This is a genomic window from Streptomyces sp. NPDC037389 (assembly GCF_040636475.1).
GTDB lineage: Bacteria > Actinomycetota > Actinomycetes > Streptomycetales > Streptomycetaceae > Streptomyces > Streptomyces hesseae.
Window position 1 is genome coordinate 564,691 of record NZ_JBEZUS010000004.1, and the last position, 19,433, is coordinate 584,123.

General features: G+C 75.2%; 2 protein-coding genes. Both read right to left on the bottom strand.

Features of this window, described 5'->3' with window-relative positions:
* Positions 1 to 10: 10 nt before the first annotated feature.
* On the bottom strand, positions 11 to 5,455 hold the full coding sequence (locus AB0E98_RS12190; RefSeq protein WP_361701477.1) for an SDR family NAD(P)-dependent oxidoreductase: 5,445 nt from the start codon (positions 5,453 to 5,455) through the stop codon (positions 11 to 13).
* Between the two features lie 66 nt (positions 5,456 to 5,521).
* Positions 5,522 to 19,285 (bottom strand): SDR family NAD(P)-dependent oxidoreductase, encoded by a 13,764-nt coding sequence (locus AB0E98_RS12195; RefSeq protein WP_361701479.1) that lies wholly within the window; start codon positions 19,283 to 19,285, stop codon positions 5,522 to 5,524.
* Positions 19,286 to 19,433 lie beyond the last annotated feature (148 nt).

Below are 19,433 nucleotides of genomic sequence, written 5' to 3' on the forward strand. Positions count from 1 at the left end.
GTGAGTGCCCTCAGCCGGAGGAGCGGCCGAGCTCGTTGTCGATGAAGCTGAAGATGTCCTCGGCCGAGGCCGACTCCAGCTGGTCGGTGACGTCCTCCTCCGCGACCGCCGCCGTGGACTCGTTGAGCTTGGCGAGCAGCGTCTGGAGGCGTACGGAGACGGAGGCGCGGGCCGGGTCGTCCGCGGCCATGCCGGGCAGCAGCGCCTCCAGCTTGTCCAGCCCCGTCAGCACCGGATGCGGCGCCTCGGCGCCGTCCGGCACCAGCTGCCGGAGGAGGAACGCGGTGAGCGCGGCGGAGGTGGGGTGGTCGAAGACCAGCGTCGCGGGCAGCCGGGTGCCGGCGGCCACGGTGAGCCGGTTGCGCAGCTCCACGGCCGTCAGCGAGTCGAAGCCCAGGTCCGAGAAGGCCCGTTCGGGCTCGATGCCCGCCGGGTCCGCGTGGCCCAGCACGGCCGCGACGGCGGTGCGTACCAGGTCCAGCACGACCGCCTCCCGCTCCGGGGCGGCGAGCTCCACCAGCCGGTCGGCCAGTGACTCGGTCTGCTCGGACTGCGACTGCGCGGTGCGCCGGGGCGTCGCGGGGCTCACCAGGGCGCGCAGCAGCGCGGGGATGCGCTCCTGGGCGCGTACGGCCGCCGCGCCGACGGGGGTGCCGACCAGGGCCGCGCTGTCGTGGGCGAGGGCCCGGTCGAACAGCGAGTGGCCCTCGGGGCGGGCGATGGGCCGGAAGCCGTCGCGGGCGAACCGGTTGAGGTCGGCCTCGTCCAGGTCTTTGTTGATGCCGCCGGGCACCGACCACAGGCCCCAGGCGAGCGAGGTGCCGGGCAGGCCGCCCGCCCGGCGGTGCTCGGCGAGCGCGTCGAGGAAGGCGTTGGCGGAGGCGTAGTTGGCCTGGCCGGGGCCGCCGAGGACGCCGACGGCCGAGGAGAACAGCACGAACGCGGCGAGGTCCAGCTCCTTCGTCAGCTCGTGGAGGTGCCAGGCCGCGTCCACCTTGGGGCGGAGGACGGCCGAGAGCCGCTCGGGAGTGAGGGTGGGCAGCAGGCCGTTGTCGAGGACGCCGGCGGTGTGCACGACACCGGTCAGCGGGTGCTCGGCCGGGATGGCCGCCAGGAGCTTCGCGAGGGCCTCTCGGTCGGCGACGTCGCAGGCGGCGACGGTGACCTCGGCGCCCAGCGACTGGAGGTCGGTGACGACCTCGGTCAGCCCCTCGGCCGCCGCCCCGCCCCGGCTCGCGAGCAGCACCCGCGAGATGCCGTGCTCGGCCACCAGGTGGCGGGCGAACACCGCGCCCAGGGCGCCGGTGCCGGTGATCAGCACGGTGCCGTCGGCCTTCCACTCCGGGCGCTTCGGCTTGTACTCCGGCGCGAGGAGGCGCTGGAGCCTGGGCAGGAGCGCCTTGCCGCCGCGCACGGCGGCCTGCGGCTCGCCGGAGGCGACGAGCGCCGCCAGCAGCTCGGGGGTGTGGCTGCCGTCGGTGTCGACGACCACGAGGCGGTCGGGGGCCTCGGACTGGGCGGTGCGGATGAGGCCCCACAGGGCCGCCGCGGTGAGGTCGGTGACGTCGTCGCCGTTGGCGACGGCCATGGCGCCCTTGGTCAGGACGACCAGGGGGGTCGCCGCGAGGCGGTCCTCGGCCAGCCAGCGCTGGAGGATTTCGAGGGTGCGGGCCGTCTCGGTGTGGACGGTTGCGGGCAGTTCGGCACCGCCGGGCTGCGCCGTCGTGACCGGCGCCAGGACCGCGTCCACCGGGGTGCCCGACTGCACCGCCGTGGCCACCTGGGCCGGGTCCAGGAAGCGCTGGGCGTCCAGGTCCTCCGTCGTGTCGCCGAGCGCGCCCCACAGGGGGGTCTCGTCCGCCGGGGCGAGCTGGGCGGGGACCCAGTCGACGCGCAGCAGGGAGTCGCGGCCGGTGCTGTCGACGTGCGGGGTGAACTGGCCGTTGGGCACGTCGCGGAAGACGATCGACTCGACGGTGGCGACCAGCTCGCCCGCCGTGTCGGTCAGCTCCATCGCGACGCTGTTCGCGTCGAGCTCGGTCACCTTCGCCTTGACGGCCGTGGCGCCCGTGGCGTGCAGCCGGACGCCGTACCAGTCGGCGGGCACCGGGATGGTGCCGTTGGCCGGGTCGGCGGGGCGGACGGGGACGGCCGCGTTCAGCAGCACGGGGTGGAGACCGTAGCGGCCCGCCTCCTCGTGGAGCTCCTCCGGGAGCTGGAACTCGATGGTCTTGCCCTCGCCCTCCGGGCGAGCGGCGGGCTCGGCGGTCTCCGGCAGGTAGTAGCCCTCGACGTGCATGGTCCAGGGCCCGTCGGAGGAGTCCGGCCGTGAGTACAGGCACAGGCAGCGGCGCTCGGAGTCGTCGTGGGTGCCCGCGCGCACCTGGAGCTGGAGGGTGCCGTCCTCGGGCAGCACCAGCGGCACCATGAGGTTGAGCTCGTCGATGACCGGGTAGCCGATCATGTCACCGGCGTGGACGGCCAGTTCGACGAGCGCGGAGGCCGGCAGCACCGGCGAGCCGAGCACGACGTGGTCGGCGAGCCAGGGGTGGGTCTTCAGCGACAGACGGCTGGCGAACAGCAGCTGGTTGGCACCGGCCACGGTGATCGGTGAGCCGAGCACCGGGTGCTGCTTGCCGTCGGTGCCCGCGGCCACGCCGAACGGGTCGGTGGCGGTCCGCAACTGCTCCAGCCAGTAGCGCTGGTGCTGGAAGGCGTACGTGGGCAGGTCCACCCGGTGCGCGCCGGTGCCGGCGAACACGCCGGCCCAGTTCACGGCCGTGCCCCGGGCGTGGAGCCGGCCGAGCGCGGCCAGCGCGGTGACCGCCTCCGGGCGGCCGGCGCGCAGCGCGGGCACGGCGGCGACGGCGTCCGTGAGGGCGGTGGCGGCCATGGCCGTCAGCACCGGGTCGGGGCCCAGCTCCAGCAGCGTGGTGACGCCCTCGGCCTCCAGCACGCGGACGGCGTCCACGAACCGGACGGCGCCGCGCACCTGCCGCACCCAGTAGTCCGGGGTGCGCAGGTCGTCGCCGGTGGCGATCTGCCCGGTGAGGGTGGAGACGACGAGGATCTCCGGCGCGCGGTAGGTCAGGCCCGCCGCGACCGCCCGGAACTCCTCCAGCATCCCGTCCATGTGCGGGGAGTGGAAGGCGTGGCTGACGGTGAGCCGCTTGGTCTTGCGGCCCTGCTCCTTCAGCCGCGCCGCGACCGCCTCGGCCGCGTCCGCGTCGCCGGAGACCACCACGGCGTCCGGGCCGTTGACCGCCGCGATCGCGAGCCGGTCCTCCAGGCCCGTCAGCAGCGGCAGCACCTCGTCCTCGGCGGCCTGCACGGCGATCATCGCGCCGCCGCCGGGCAGTGCCTGCATCAGCTTCGCCCGCGCCGCGACGAGCTTCGCCGCGTCCGCCAGCGACAGGACGCCGGCCACGTGGGCGGCCGTCAGCTCGCCGATGGAGTGCCCGGCGAGGAAGTCGGGCCGTACGCCCCAGGACTCGACGAGGCGGTGGAGGGCGACCTCGACGGCGAACAGCGCGGGCTGGGTCCAGCCGGTGTCGTCCAGACCGGCACCGGAGGCGATCACCTCACGGACCGGACGCCCCAGCAGCGGGTCCAGCTCGGCGGCCACCGCGTCGAAGGCCTCGGCGAAGACCGGGAACGCCGCGTACAGCTCCTGGCCCATGCCGGCGCGCTGGGCGCCCTGGCCGGTGAAGAGGAAACCCGTACGGCCGCCGCCGCGCACATCGGAGACGACGCCCGCGCCGGGCTCGCCCTCGGCCAGGGAACGCAGGCCCGCGACGAGCTCCGCGCGGCCGGTGCCTGTGACCACCGCGCGGTGCTCCAGCGCCGAACGGCCCGTGGCCAGCGAGAAGCCGATGTCCGTGGCGGACGCGTCGGGGTTCGCCTCGACGCGGTCCAGGAGCCGGCGGGCCTGCGCGCGCAGCGCGTCGGCCGTGTGACCGGACACCGGCCAGGGCACGGCGGGCAGCTCGGTCGTCACCACGGGCGCCTCGGGAGCCGCGGCGACCGGGGCCGTGTCCTCGCCCTGCTCGCCGTCCTCGGCGGGCGGTTCGGGAGACGCCTGCTCGATGATGACGTGCGCGTTGGTGCCGCCGAAGCCGAACGAGGAGACGGCGGCACGGCGCGGCCGGTCCGTCTCCGGCCACTTGCGCTCCTCGGTGAGGAGCTCGATCGCGCCCGCCTCCCAGTCGACGTGCGAGGACCGCTCGCCGAGGTGGAGGGTGCGGGGCAGCACCCCGTGATCGATGGCCTGGACCATCTTGATGACACCGCCCACACCGGCCGCCGCCTGCGCGTGGCCGATGTTGGACTTCAGCGAACCCAGGTAGAGCGGACGGTCCTCGGGGCGGTCCTGGCCGTAGGTGGCCAGCAGCGCCTGCGCCTCGATCGGGTCGCCCAGCGTCGTACCGGTGCCGTGCGCCTCGACGGCGTCGACATCCGACGGCTTCAGGCCCGCGCTGGCCAGGGCCTGGCGGATGACGCGCTCCTGGGCCGGGCCGTTGGGGGCGGTCAGGCCGTTGGACGCGCCGTCCTGGTTGACGGCCGAGCCGCGCAGCACGGCCAGCACGTGGTGGCCGTTCTTCCGGGCGTCGGAGAGCCGCTCGACGAGGAGGAGGCCCACGCCCTCGGCCCAGCCGGTGCCGTCGGCTGACGCCGCGAAGGACTTGCAGCGGCCGTCGGCGGCCAGGCCGCGCAGCCGGGAGAACTCGATGAACGCCACCGGCGTGGACATCACGGTCGCGCCGCCGGCGAGCGCCAGGTCGCACTCGCCGCGCCGCAGCGCGTTCGCCGCCAGGTGCAGGGTGACCAGCGAGGACGAGCAGGCGGTGTCCACGGTCACGGCCGGGCCTTCCAGCCCGTAGCTGTAGGCGAGCCGCCCGGAGGCGATGGAGCCCGCGCTGCCGCTGAACAGATAGCCCTCGAAGCCCTCCGGGGGCAGGTTCGGCCGGGAGCCGTAGTCGTTGTACATCACGCCGGTGAAGACACCGGTGCGGCTGCCCTTGAGAGTTGCCGGGTCGATGCCGGCCCGCTCGAAGGACTCCCACGCGGTCTCCAGCAGCAGCCGCTGCTGCGGGTCGGCGGCGAGGGCCTCGCGCGGCGACATCCCGAAGAACGCCGGGTCGAAGAGGTCGGCGTCGTGGAGGAAGCCGCCCTCACGGGAGTACGACTTGCCGACCTGCTCCGGGTCCGGGTCGTAGAGGCCGTCCACGTCCCAGCCGCGGTTGGCGGGGAACTCGGAGACGGCGTCGACGCCGTCCTCGACCAGCTTCCACAGGTCCTCGGGCGAGGTCACCCCGCCCGGGTAGCGGCAGGCCATGCCCACGATGGCGATGGGCTCCTGGTCCTTGCCCTCCACTTCGCGCAGGCGCTTGCGGGCGTCCCGGGCGTCGGCGATGGCCCGCTTGAGGTATTCGCGGAGTTTTACCTCGTCAGCCACGTGTGTTCAGCTCCTGGTGAGTGCGTTCGGCAAGTACGGGTGAGGTCCGGGCGGTGTGCGGGCCGGTCATTCGAGACCGTCGAAGAGTGCGAAGAGCTCCTCGTCGCTGGCCGCGTCGAGGTCCTTGTTTTCCAGATCGGAGCCGGCACCGGCGTCCTCCGCCTCGGCGGGTGCGTCGCCGGCCGCTTCCGCGGCCTCCAGCAGCTCCCGCAGCCGGGCGGTGATCCGGGCGCGGTCGTCCTCGCCCGTGGCCGCCGCCGACTCGATCGCCGCCCGCAGGCCGTCCAGCCCCGCCAGTACGGGCTCGGCCGGCGAGACCTCCTCGATGACCAGCTGGTCCTGGAGGTGGGCGGCGAGCGCGGCCGGGCTCGGGTGGTCGAAGACCAGCGTCGTCGGCAGCCGCAGACCGGTGGCCTTGTTGAGGAGGTTGCGCAGCTCCACGGCGGTCAGCGAGTCGAAGCCCAGGTCCGAGAAGGCCCGGTCGGCGGTGACGCCGCCCGCGTCGGAGTGGCCCAGCACCTGGGCCACCTGCGCCCGGACGAGGTCGGTCAGGGCCCGGCCCCGCTCCAGCGGGGACAGGGCCGCCAGCCGCTCGGTGAGCGACGGCCCGGCGTCCGCGCCGCCGCCCGCGGCGGCCGCCGCGCGCTTGGCGGGCGTCCGCACCATGCCGCGCAGCAGGACCGGCGGCTCGCCGCGCCGCAGCGCGGCCGTGTCCAGCCGGGTGACGCCCAGGACGGCCTCGCCGGTGGCGGGCGCCGCGTCGAACAGCTCCATGGCCTCCTTGGAGTTCAGCGGCAGCAGCCCGGAGCGGGCCAGACGGCGCAGGTCCGCCTCCGCCAGGTGCCCGGCGATGGAGCCGGTGTCCGCCCACAGGCCCCACGCGAGGGACACGCCCGGCAGCCCGTTGGCCCTGCGGTGCTCGGCGAGGGCGTCCAGGAAGGTGTTGCCCGCCGCGTAGTTGGACTGGCCGGCCGTGCCGAGGAGACCGGCGACGGAGGAGTAGAGGACGAAGGAGGAGAGCTCCGGCAGGTCCTTGGTGAGCTCGTGGAGGTTCCACGCCGCGTCGATCTTGGGGCGCAGGACGGTGGTGAGCTGCTCGGGCGTCATCTGGGCGATGACGCCGTCGTCGAGGACGCCGGCGGTGTGGACGACGGCCGTGAGCGGGTGCTCGGCCGGGATGTCCGCGATCACCTTCGCGAGCGCGGGGCGGTCGACGACGTCGACGGCGGCGAGCGTCACGGTGGCGCCCAGCTCGGTCAGCTCGTCCCGCAGCTCCGCCGCCCCGGGGGCGTCGGCGCCGCGCCGGCTGAGCAGCAGCAGGTGGCGTGCGCCGTGCTGGGTGACCAGGTGCCGGGCGAGGATGCCGCCGAGGGCGCCGGTGGCGCCGGTGACGAGGGTGGTGCCGCGGTCCCATGCGGGGGCGTTTTCCTCTGTCCGCTCGGCGCGGGCCAGGCGGGGTACGAGGACGGCTTCCCCTCGGATCGCCACCTGGGGCTCGGTGGTGGCGACGGCGGCCGTCAGCTGCTCCTCGGTGGCGGTGTTGTCCGCGTCGAGGATCGTGATCCGGCCCGGGTTCTCCGTCTGCGCGGAGCGGAGGAGGCCCCAGAGGCCGGCGTGGGGGAGGTCGGTGACGTCCTCCTTGCCGACGGCGACGGCGTTGTTCGTGACGACGACGAGTCGGGAGTCGGTGAGGCGGTCGTCCGCGAGCCAGGCTCGGATGGTGTCCAGCGTGGATCGCAGGACGGTGTGGGCCGCCTCGGCGGTGTCGCCTTCACCGCCCGCGACCGGGGCGAGGACGACCGCCGGGGCGGTCGTGCCCTCGTCCAGCGCCGCCCGCAGCGTGGCGAGGTCCGCGTACGTCGTGGTGCCGGTCGGGAGCGGTGCGGCGCCGTCGTGGAGTTGTGCCCACCCGTCCCGCCCTGCGGGACGATTGCCCACAACGGGCTGCCACGCGACCTTGAGGAGGCCGTCCCTCGCCGCGTTCCCGGCGGCCAGCAAGGCCTCCTTCGACAGCGGACGCAGGGTCAGGGAGTCCACCGTCGCCACCGGCTGGCCCGCGCCGTCGGCCACCGTCAGGGACGCCAGGAGCGTCGTCGGCTCCGGGGACTCCAGCGAGAGGCGAACCCGCAGTACCGTGGCGCCCGTGGCGTGGACGGACGCGCCGGACCAGGAGAACGGCAGCCACGAAGGGCCGTCCGCCGAGGCCACGCCGGGCAGCAGCGGGTGCAGCGCGGCGTCCAGCAGCGCCGGGTGGAGGGCGAACGCGGCGGCGTCGGCGCGCAGTTCCTCTGCCAGGGCCACCTCGGCGAACAACTCGTTCTCGCCCTGCCAGAGGCGGCGCAGGCCCTGGAAGGCCGGGCCGTAGCCGTAGCCCTGGTCGGCGAGCCGGTCGTAGACGCCGTCCAGCGGCACCTCGGTGGCCCCGGCCGGCGGCCAGACCACCAGGTCGGCCGGGGCGGCCCGGCCGGTGACGAGGGTGCCGGAGGCGTGGAGGGTCCACGCCCGGTCGGTGTCGCCGTCGTCGGGCCGCGAGTGGATCTCGACGGTCCGGACGCCCTGCCCGTCGGCCGCGCCGACGGCCAGCTGGAGCTGGACGGCGCCGCGCTCGGGCAGCACCAGCGGCGCGGCCAGGGTCAGCTCCTCCAGCGAGTCGCAGCCCGCCTGCTCGCCGGCGCGCAGCGCCAGCTCCAGCAGCCCCGTGCCGGGCAGCAGCACCGAACCCAGGACGGCGTGGTCGGCCAGCCAGGGGTGGGTGCTGCGGGAGACCCGGCCGGTGAAGACGTACTCGTCGCGCTCGGCGAGCTGGACGGCCGCGCCCAGCAGCGGGTGGTCCGCCGCGCCCAGGCCCAGCCCGGCCGCGCCGCCGCCGGCCGAGGCCGGGGCGTTGAGCCAGTACCGCTGGTGGCGGAAGGCATAGGTGGGCAGCGCGACCCGCCGGGCGCCGGGGAAGACGGCCGGCCAGTCGGTGCGTACGCCCCGCGCGATGAGCTGGGCGAAGGCCGCGGCGGCCGTACGGTCCTCGGGGCGGCCCCGGCGCAGCGCCGGGGTGAGCGAGGCGGCCTCGCCGGCCAGGCTCTCCTGGACGAGGGCGGTGAGCACACCGTCCGGGCCGAGCTCCAGCCAGTCGGTGACGCCCTGCTCCTCCAGGTACCGCACGCCGTCCAGGAAGCGGACGGCCTGGCGGATGTGCCGGGCCCAGTAGTCGGGCGAGGTCAGCTCCTCGGTGGTGGCGAGGGTGCCGGTGACGTTGGAGACGACCGGGATGCGCGGGGCGTGGAAGGTGAGCCCGGCGGCGACGGCCCGGAACTCCTCCAGCACGTCCGCCATGTGCGGCGAGTGGAAGGCGTGGCTGACGGACAGCCGCTTGGTCTTGGCGCCGCGCTCCCGCCAGAGGGCCACCAGCTCCTCGACGGCGTCCTCGTCCCCGGAGATCACGGTGGAGCGGGGGCCGTTGACGCCGGCCACCGCCACGCGCCCGTCGTCGCCGTAGGCGTCGAGGGCCGCGAGGACGTCGTCCTCCGTGGCCTGGATCGCGGCCATCGCGCCGCCGTCGCGGGCGGCCTGCATCAGCCGGCCGCGCTCGGCGACGAGGTGGCAGGCGTCCGCGAGGTCGAGCACCCCGGCCAGGTGGGCCGCGGTGACCTCGCCGATGGAGTGGCCGAGGAGGTAGTCGGGGGTCAGCCCGTGGTGCGCGGCGAGCCGGAACAGGGCGGTCTCGACGGCGAACAGCGCCGCCTGCGTGAAGACCGTCATGTCCAGCAGGGCCGCGTCCGGGGAGCCCTCGGCGGCGAACAGCACGTCCTTCAGCGGACGCGGCAGTTCGGTGTCGAGGTGGGCGCAGACCTCGTCCAGGGCGGTCGCGAAGACCGGCGAGGACGCGTAGAGCTCACGGCCCATGCCCAGGCGCTGGGAGCCCTGCCCGGTGAAGAGGAACGCGGTCTTTCCGCGCCGGCCGCCGGTGGCCCGGACGACGGTGGGGGAGGACTCGCCGTTGGCCAGGGTTTCCAGTCCGGCGAGGAGTTCGTCCCGGCCGGCGCCGACGACGGCCGCCCGGTGGTCGTGCAGGGCACGGGTGGTGGCCAGCGAGAAGCCGATGTCGGCGGGCGCCAGCTCGGGGTGGGCGCCGAGGTGGCCGAGCAGCCGCTCGGCCTGGGCCTGTACGGCCTCCTCGCTGCGGCCGGAGACCAGCCACGGCAGGACGCCGTCGCCGTCGGCCGGACGCTCCGCCGTCTTCTCCTCGGCCGGGACGACGGGCCGCTCGATGATGACGTGGGCGTTGGTGCCGCTGATGCCGAAGGAGGAGACCGCGGCGCGGCGCGCCCGGCCCGCCTCGGGCCATGCCCGCTCCTCGGTGAGGAGCTCGACGGCGCCGGCCTCCCAGTCGACGTGCGGGGAGCGCTCGTCGGCGTGGAGGGTGCGCGGCAGCGTGCCGTGCTCCATCGCCTGGATCATCTTGATGACGCCGCCGACGCCCGCCGCGGCCTGTGAGTGGCCGATGTTGGACTTCAGGGAGCCGAGGTAGAGCGGGCGGTCCTCGGGGCGGTCCTGGCCGTAGGTGGCGAGCAGGGCCTGTGCCTCGATGGGGTCGCCCAGGGTCGTACCGGTGCCGTGGGCCTCGACGGCGTCGACGTCCGACGGCTTCAGGCCCGCGTTGGCCAGGGCCTGGCGGATGACGCGCTCCTGGGCCGGGCCGTTGGGCGCGGTCAGGCCGTTGGAGGCGCCGTCCTGGTTGACGGCGGAGCCGCGCAGCACCGCGAGCACCTGGTGCCCGTTGCGCTCGGCGTCGGAGAGCCGCTCGACGAGGAGGAGGCCCACGCCCTCGGCCCAGCCGGTGCCGTCGGCGTCGGCGGAGAAGGACTTGGAGCGGCCGTCGGGCGAGAGCCCGCGCTGCCGGCTGAACTCGATGAAGACGTGCGGTCCGGCCATCACGGTCACACCGCCCGCGAGCGCCAGGTCGCACTCGCCCGAGCGCAGCGCGTTCGCCGCCAGGTGGAGGGCGACCAGCGAGGACGAGCAGGCGGTGTCCACGGTCACGGCCGGGCCCTCGAGCCCGTACGTGTAGGACAGCCGGCCCGAGACGACGCTGGAGAGGTTGCCCGCGAGCAGGAAGCCCTCGAACTCCTCGGGGGTGCCGGCCAGCCGGGACGCGTAGTCGTCGTACATGGCGCCGGTGAACACACCGGTGTTGGAACCGCGCACGGCGGCCGGGTCGATGCCGGCGCTCTCGAAGGTCTCCCACGCGGTCTCCAGCAGCAGCCGGTGCTGCGGGTCGGTCGCGGTGGCCTCGCGCGGCGAGATGCCGAAGAACTCCCGGTCGAACAGGTCGGCTTCGTGGAGGAAGCCGCCGTGGCGGACGTAGGAGCTGCCGGTCTTCTCCGGGTCGGGGTCGTAGAGGGTGTCGAGGTCCCAGCCGCGGTTGACGGGGAACTCGCTGATGGCGTCGACGCCATCGGCCACCAGGCGCCACAGGCCCTCGGGGGAGGTGACGCCGCCGGGGTAGCGGCAGGCCATGCCGACGATGGCGATCGGGTCGTCGTCGGTGGCGGCGGCGGAACGGGCCGCCTTCACGACGGCCTTCGTGCCGCTGTCGGCCACCTTGGAGAGCAGGAACGCGGCGAGCGCGGCCGGCGAGGGGTGGTCGAAGACGGCGGTGGTCGGCAGCCGCAGGGCGGTGACGCCGTTGAGCCGGTTGCGCAGCTCCACGCCGGACAGGGAGTCGAAGCCGAGCTCCTTGAAGGCCCGTTCGGGGTCGATGGTGGTGGCGTTCGCGTGGCCGAGCACGGAGGCGACGACGCCCCGGACGAGCTCGGTCACCGCGCCCGCGCGCTCGCCCTCGGGCAGCGCCGCGATCGACTGCGCCCAGTCCCCGCCCTGCCCGGCACCGGCCGCCGCACGGGCGGTCCGGCGCGGGGCCCGGGTACGGACCAGGCCGCGCAGCATGGCCGGGGGCTGGTCCGCCGCAGCGAACGTCGCGAGGTTCAGCGCGGCCGGTACGTACAGGGGCTCGCCGCCCGCGAGGGCCGCGTCGAACAGGGCGAGCCCTTGCTCCGGGGTGAGCGGCGAGACACCGGCGCGCGTCCAGCGGGCCAGGTCGGCCTCGCCGAGCGTGCCGCCCATGCCGTGGGTGGCGTCCCACAGCCCCCACGCGAGGGAGATCGCGGCCAGGCCCTGCGCCTTGCGGTGCGCGGCGAGGGCGTCCAGATAGGTGTTGGCGGCCGCGTAGTTGGCCTGGCCGGCGGTGCCGGTGATGCCGGAGACGGAGGAGAAGAGGACGAAGGCGGCGAGGCCCATGTCCTTCGTCAGCTCGTGGAGGTGCCGGGCGGCGTCCACCTTGGGACGGAGGACGGCGTCGAGCTGCGCCTCGGTGAGGGCGGCGACGGTCGCGTCGTCGAGGACACCGGCGGTGTGGATGACGGCGGTCAGCGGGTGGGCGTCGTCGACCTGTGCGAGGAGGCCCGTGACCGCGTCGCGGTCGGCGGCGTCGGCGGCGGCGACGGTGACTTCCGCGCCGAGGGTGTTGAGCTCGGCGATGAGCTCCTTGGCGCCGGGGGTGGTGGCGCCGCGCCTGCTGCTGAGCAGCAGGTGCCGAATGCCGTGCTCGGCGACGAGGTGGCGGGCGAAGAGGGCGCCGAGGCCACCCGTACCGCCGGTGATGAGCACGGTGCCGTGCGGGTCCAGGGGCGCGTTCGCACCTGCGGGCCGGTGGTCGGGTTGTGCCCACCCGTCCCGCCCAGCGGGACGATTGCCCACAACCGTCGCCCGTGCCAGGCGTGGCACCCGTAGTTCGTCGCCGCGCAGCGCGAGCTGAGGCTCGCCCGTGGCGATGGCCGCCGCGAGCAGGCCGTGGTCCGGCGCGTCCGCGTCCACCAGGACGAAGCGACCCGGGTGCTCCGACTGCGCCGCCCGCACCAGGCCCCACACCGAGGCCGAGGCCAGGCCGGTGACGTCCTCCGCGCCGGTGGCTATCGCCCCGTGCGTGACGAACACCAGCCGCGAGCCCTCCAGCCGCTCGTCCGCCAGGAACGCCTGGATCAGGCGCAGCGCGCGCCGGGCCTCGGAGTGGGCGTCGTCCCCGGCCTCCGTCGTCGCGACGATCACCTCGGGCGCCGCCCCGTCGAAGGCCGGCAGCTCTTCCCCGGCCGTCTCGGCCCAGGTGACGGCCGAACCGTCGGCCGCGGCCACCGTCGGCCACTCCACAGTGAACAGCGCGTCCGGCCCGGTCGCCCGCGGCGCGAGCTTCGCCTTCTCCACCGGACGCAGCGTCAGGGCTCCGACAGAGGCGACCGCCTCACCCGAAGCGTCGGCCAGGTCGATCGAAACCGTGTCCGTCCCCACCGGCGAAATACGGACCCGCAGCTCCGTCGCCCCCGCCGCGTACAGCGCGATGTCGCTCCACGCGAACGGCAGCCGGATCATCTCCGCCGCCGACGGGTCGGCGGCGTCGAGCACCAGCGGGTGGAGGACGGCGTCGAAGAGCGCGGGGTGCAGCCCGAAGTTCCCGGCCGCCTCCTGCTGTTCGGCGGGCAGCCGGACCTCCGCGTAGACGTCGTCGCCCGCGCGCCAGACGGCCTTGAGGCCCTGGAAGGCGGGCCCGTAGCCGTAGCCGAGGGCGGCCAGCCGCTCGTACACGTCACCCAGCGGCTCCGCCACCGCGCCGGCGGGCGGCCACGCGGCGAGCGAAGCGGCGGCGGGCGCGGCCGGCAGCGGGGCCGGGGCGAGGGTGCCGGCGGCGTGGAGGGTCCACGGCTGCGGCTCGTCGCCCTCGGCCCGGGCGTGGATGGTGAACGGGCGGCTGCCGGACGCCTCGGCCGCCGCGACGGCGACCTGGACGCGGACCGCGCCGCGCTCGGGCAGGACGAGCGGCGCCCGCAGGGTGAGCTCCTCCACCTGGCCCGTGCCGGCCCGGTCGCCCGCGGCGACGGCCAGCTCGATGAAGGCCGTGGCGGGGACGAGCACGGTGCCGCTGATGGCGTGGTCGGCCAGCCACGGGTGGGTGGCCAGGGAGAGGCGGCCTGCGAGCAGCAGGTCCTCGCGGTCGGCGAGTTCGACGGCGGTGGCCAGCAGCGGGTGCCCGGCCATGTCCAGGCCGAGGCCGCGCGCGTCGGCGGCGGGCCGGGCGGCGAGCCAGTAGTGGGCGCGCTGGAAGGCGTAGGTGGGCAGGTCGGTGGCCGTGCCGCCGGGGAAGAACGAGGCGGCGTCCAGCGGAGCGCCGACGGCGTGCGCCTGGGCGAGCCCGGCGATGAGGGTCTCCGCCTCGGGGCGGCCCTTGCGCAGCAGCGCGACGGCCGTCGCACCCTCCCCGGCCAGCGAGTTGCGTGCCAGCGCCGTCAGTACGGCGTCGGGGCCGAGCTCGACGAACACCGTGGCGCCCTGCTCCTCCAGCGCCCGTACGGCGTCGGCGAAGCGGACGGCCTGCCGGATCTGGTTCACCCAGTAGCCGGGCGTGGCGAGCTCGCCCGGCTCGGCCGGGCGGCCGGTGACGGTGGAGACGATGGGCAGGGCGGGCTCGTGGAAGGTGAGGCCCGCCGCGACCGTACGGAACTCCTCCAGCACGTCGTCCATGTGCGGCGAGTGGAAGGCGTGGCTGACGGTGAGCCGGTGGGTCTTGCGGCCCTGCTCGCGCAGCCGCGCGGCGATGGCCTCGGCGACGGTCTCGTCACCGGAGATCACCACGGCGTCGGGGCCGTTGACGGCGGCGACGGATACGGCGTCCTCGTGGCCCGCCAGCAGCGGCAGCACCTCGTCCTCGGTGGCCTGGACGGCGATCATCGCGCCGCCGGAGCGGGCGGACTGCATCAGCCGGCCGCGCGCGGCGACCAGTTCGGCGGCGTCCTCCAGCGAGAGCACCCCGGCCGCGTGGGCGGCGGCGAGTTCGCCGATGGAGTGCCCGGCGAGCAGGTCGGGGGTGAGCCCGTGGTGCTCCAGCAGCCGGAACAGCGCGACCTCGATCGCGAAGAGGGCGGGCTGGGTGTAGCGGGTCTCGTGCAGCAGGGCGGCGTCCTCGCTGCCCTCCTCCGCGAAGACCAGCTCGGCCAGCGGCCGCTCCAGGTGCTTGTCCAGCTCGGCGACGACCGCGTCGAAGGCGGCGGCGAACACCGGGTGATCGGCGTGGAGTTCGCGCCCCATGCCGGTGCGCTGGGCGCCCTGTCCGGTGAAGAGGAACGCGGTGCGGCCCGCGCGGGCGGCGCTGCCGGTCACCACGTTCCCGGTGTCCACGCCCTGGGCGAGCGCGCCCAGTCCGGCGAGGAACTCCTCGCTCGTCCGGCCGGTCACCACGGCCCGCCGCTCGAAGGCGGTACGGGCGGTGGCCAGCGAGAAGCCGACGTCGGCGGGGTGGGCGCCGGTGTCGGTCACCAGCTCGCGCAGCCGGCCGGCCTGCTCGCGCAGAGCCGCCTCGTCGCGGGCGGTGAGCACCCAGGGGGCGCGTACGGCGAGGTCGCCGGCGGTCAGCGCCTGGGGCGCCTCGTCGGCCTGCTCGATGATGACGTGGGAGTTGGTGCCGCTGATGCCGAAGGAGGAGATCGCGGCGCGGCGCGGGCGGCCCGCGTCCGGCCAGGCGCGCTGCTCGGTCAGCAGCTCCACGGCCCCGGCGGTCCAGTCGACGTGGCTGGTCGGCTCGTCGACGTGGAGGGTCCGGGGGAGCACCCCGTGCCGCATGGCCTCCACCATCTTGATCAGGCCGCCGACGCCGGCCGCCGCCTGGGCGTGGCCGATGTTGGACTTCAGCGAGCCGAGGTACAGCGGTGCCTCGCGGTCGGCCCGGTCGGCCTGCCCGTAGGTGGCGAGCAGCGCCTCCGCCTCGATGGGGTCGCCCAGCTTGGTGCCGGTGCCGTGCGCCTCGACGGCGTCGACGTCGGCGGGGGCGAGCCGGGCGTCGGCCAGGGCCTGGCGGATGACACGCTGCTGGGACGGCCCGTTGGGCGCGGTGAGGCCGTTGGAGGCGCCGTCCTGGTTGATGGCGGTGCCCCGGACGACGGCGAGGACCTTGTGGCCGTTCCGGCGGGCGTCGGAGAGCCGCTCGACGAGGAGTAGGCCCACGCCCTCGGCCCAGGAGGTGCCGTCGGCGCCCTCGGAGAAGGACTTGGAGCGGCCGTTCGCGGCGAGCCCGCGCTGGCGGGAGAACTCCACGAACATGCCCGGCGAGGACATCACGGTCGCGCCGCCGGCGATGGCCAGCGTCGACTCGCCCGAGCGCAGCGAGCGCACGGCCATGTGGAGGGCGACGAGCGAGGAGGAGCAGGCGGTGTCGACGGTGACGGCCGGGCCGACCAGGCCCAGCTGGTAGGCGATGCGGCCGGACATCACGCTGGAAGTGGTGCCGGTGAGCAGGTGGCCCTCGACGCTCTCGGGCGCGTCCTGCATGCGCGGGCCGTAGTCGAGGGCGGTGGCGCCGACGAACACGCCGGTACGGGTGCCCTTGAGGCGCTCGGAGTCCAGGCCGGCCCGCTCGACGGCCTCCCAGGCGATCTCCAGCAGCAGCCGCTGCTGGGGGTCCATGGCGAGGGCCTCGCGGGGGGATATGCCGAAGAAGCCGGCGTCGAAGAGCGCGGCCTCGTGGAGGAAGCCGCCCTCGCGGACGGAGCTCTTGCCGTTGGCGCCCGGGTCGAGGTCGTAGAGGTCCTCGTCCCAGCCGCGGTCGCCGGGGAAGCCGGAGACGGCGTCCACGCCGCCCTCGACGAGCTTCCACAGGTCCTCGGGGGAGCTGACGCCGCCGGGGTAGCGGCAGGCCATGCCGATGATGGCGATGGGCTCGCCGTCGTCGCCCGCCACGGCCAGGTCGTCGTCGGCGCCGGCGGCGCCGGTGAGCTCGGCCTCCAGGAAGGCGGCCAGGGCCTCGGGGGTGGGGTGGTCGAAGAGCAGACCGCTGGGCAGCCGCAGCCCGGTGGCCTCCGCCAGGGCGGTCCGCAGCTCCACGGACATCAGGGAGTCGAGGCCCAGGTCCTTGAACGGCGAGCGGAACTCGACGCGGCGGCCCGGCCCGTACTCGAGGACGGCGGCGACGTGCGCGCCGACCAGCTCGGCCACGGCGCGGCGGCGCTCGGCCTCGGACAGCCCGGCGAGGCGGGCGCCGAGCTCGCCCCGGGGGGCGCGCGAAGCCCGCTCCGGAGCGGCGGTGGTGGTGGCGAGCGCGGCGACGGAGCGGCCCACGCCGTCGAGCCAGTACCGCTCGCGCTGGAAGGCGTACGTGGGCAGGGGCACCCGTACGGCGCCGGAGCCCTCGAAGGCGGTGGCCCAGTCGACCGAGGTGCCGCGCACGGAGAGCGTGGCGAGGGCGGCCAGCAGGGTCTGGGGTTCGCTGCGGCCCTTGCGGAGCGCCGGCACGGAGGCGGCGACGGAGGCGTCCCGCAGGGAGTCGGCGACCATCGCGGAGCAGACGCCGTCGGGGCCCAGCTCCAGGAAGGTGGTGACGCCCGCGTCCTCCAGGGCACGGGTGGCGTCGGCGAAGCGCACCGGGCGGGAGACGTGCTCCACCCAGTAGTCCACCGACGTCCACAGGCCGTCGGCGATGACCTCGCCGGTGACGGTGGAGACGGCGGCGATCCGGGGCTCGTGGAAGGTCAGCCCCTCGACGACCGCGCGGAACTCCTCCAGCATCGGGGCCATCAGCGGCGAGTGGAAGGCGTGGCTGACGGTGAGCCGCTTGGTCCTGCGCCCCTGCGTCTTCAGCGTCGCGGCGATCTCCTCGGCCACGTCCTCGGCACCGGCGATCACCACCGAGCGCGGGCCGTTGACGGCGGCGACGGCCACCTCGTCCTCGCGGCCCGCCAGCAGCGGCAGGACCTCGTCCTCGGTGGCCTGGACGGCGATCATCGCGCCGCCGGAGGGCAGTTCCTGCATCAGCCGGCCGCGCGCGGCGATCAGCGCGGCGGCGTCGGCCAGCGAGAGCACGCCCGCGACGTGCGCGGCAGCGACCTCACCGATGGAGTGGCCCGCCAGGTAGTCGGGGCGCACGCCCCAGGACTCCACGAGCCGGAAGAGCGCTACCTCGACGGCGAACAGCGCCGGCTGCGTCCAGCGGGTCTCGTCCAGGTCCTCGCCGCTCGCGATCACCTCGCGCAGCGGGCGCGGCAGGCGCTCGTCGAGCGCGGCGCACACCTCGGCGTAGGCGGCGGCGAAGACCGGGAAGACCCGGGCCAGCTCCTCGCCCATGCCCGCGCGCTGGGCGCCCTGGCCGGTGAAGACCACGCCCAGCAGACCGGGCTGGACGGTGCCGGAGACCAGCCCCTGCGCGGGGGTGCCGGCGGCGAGTGCGTCCAGCCCCGCGAGCAGCGCGTCCCGGTCCTCGCCGAGGACGACGGCGCGGTGGTCGAAGACGGTCCGGGAGGAGATCAGCGACCAGCCGATGTCGGAGGCGGACGCGGCCCCGTCGCCGCGCACGGCGGCGGCCAGCCGCGAGGCCTGCGCGGAGAGCGCCTCGGGGCCGCGCGCGGAGATCGTCCAGGGGGTGACGACCGGGGCGTCGCCCGGCTCGGGGCGGGCGGCGCGGGCCGGGCCGGAGGTGAGGACGACGTGGGCGTTGGTGCCGCCCATGCCGAACGAGGAGACGCCCGCGACGAGTTCGCCGTCCGGATGCGGCCAGGCGGTCAGCTCGCGCTGGACGGCCAGGCCCAGCTCGGCGAGGGGGATACGGGGGTTGGGCGTCTCGAAGTTGAGGCTCGCGGGCAGCCGCTCGTGGTCGAGCGCCAGCAGGGCCTTGAGCAGGCCGACGATGCCGGCGGCGCCCTCCAGGTGGCCCACGTTGGTCTTGGCCGAGCCGACCAGCAGCGGCTTGCCCTGGCGGGCGGTGCCGAGCACGGCGCCCAGGGCGGCCGCCTCGATGGGGTCGCCGACGGGGGTGCCGGTGCCGTGGAGCTCCACGTACTGCACGGCGCGCGGGTCGAGGCCCGCCTTCTGGTAGGCCTCGCGCAGCACCTGCTCCTGCGCGGTCTGGCTGGGGACGGTCAGGCCCGGCGTGGTGCCGTCGTTGTTGACGGCGCTGCCGCGGATCACGCCGTAGACGTGGTCGCCGTCCGCGATCGCCCGGGCGAGCGGCTTGAGGACGACGACACCGCCGCCCTCGCCGCGCACGAAGCCGTTGGCGCGGGCGTCGAAGGTGTAGGTGACGCCGTCGGGGGAGAGGCCGCCGAAGCGCTCCTCGGTGACGGCGTTCTCGGCGAGCACGTTGAGGTTCACACCGGCGGCGATGGCCATCGCGGACTCGCCGGAGCGCAGCGACTCGCAGGCCAGGTGGACGGCCACGAGCGAGGAGGACTGGGCGGCGTCGACGGTCAGGCTGGGGCCGCGCAGACCCAGGTAGTACGAGACGCGGTTGGCGATCACACCGCGGTTGACGCCGGTCATGGTGTGCTGGGTGACGGCCTGCTCGCCGTGCTGGTAGAGCAGGGCGGAGTAGTCGTCGCGCAGCGTGCCGACGAAGACCGCCGTCCGGCTGCCCTCCAGCTCGGCGGGGACGATCCCGGCGTCCTCCAGGGCCTCCCAGGCCAGCTCCAGGACCAGGCGCTGCTGCGGGTCCATGGTGGCGGCCTCGCGGGGCGAGATGCCGAAGAAGGCGGCGTCGAAGGTGTCGACGCGGTCCAGGAACCCGGCCCGGCGGACCCCGCCCGCCGCGCTCCCGCCGCGCCCGGCGCCCCCGTCCCCGGTCCCGGAGAGCGCCGACTCCCACCGTCCCTCGGGGACCTCGGTGATCGCGCTCGTACCGGTGCTCAGCAGCTCCCAGAACTCCGCCGGGCCCGCCGCCATCGGGAGCCGGCAGGACAGGCCGACGACCGCGATGGCCTCGGATACGTCCCGGAGCGCCGTGACCCCATCGGGGGTGTGCTTCTTCGTCATCGCGACCGGCAGACCTTTCCTAGCTGAATTCCTCAACGGCCCATAAATATTTCGAGAACGCCGTGACCCGGCCCCGCCACCTGCTGGAATTCCCGTCGGCGGACCCGTGGTACAACACATGAATCGTGCACCGATCCTAGGCAGTTGG

Excerpts from the sequence above, each read along its gene's own strand:
- AB0E98_RS12195 (WP_361701479.1), bottom strand. The coding sequence starts at position 19,285 with ATGACGAAGAAGCACACCCCCGATGGGGTCACGGCGCTCCGGGACGTA.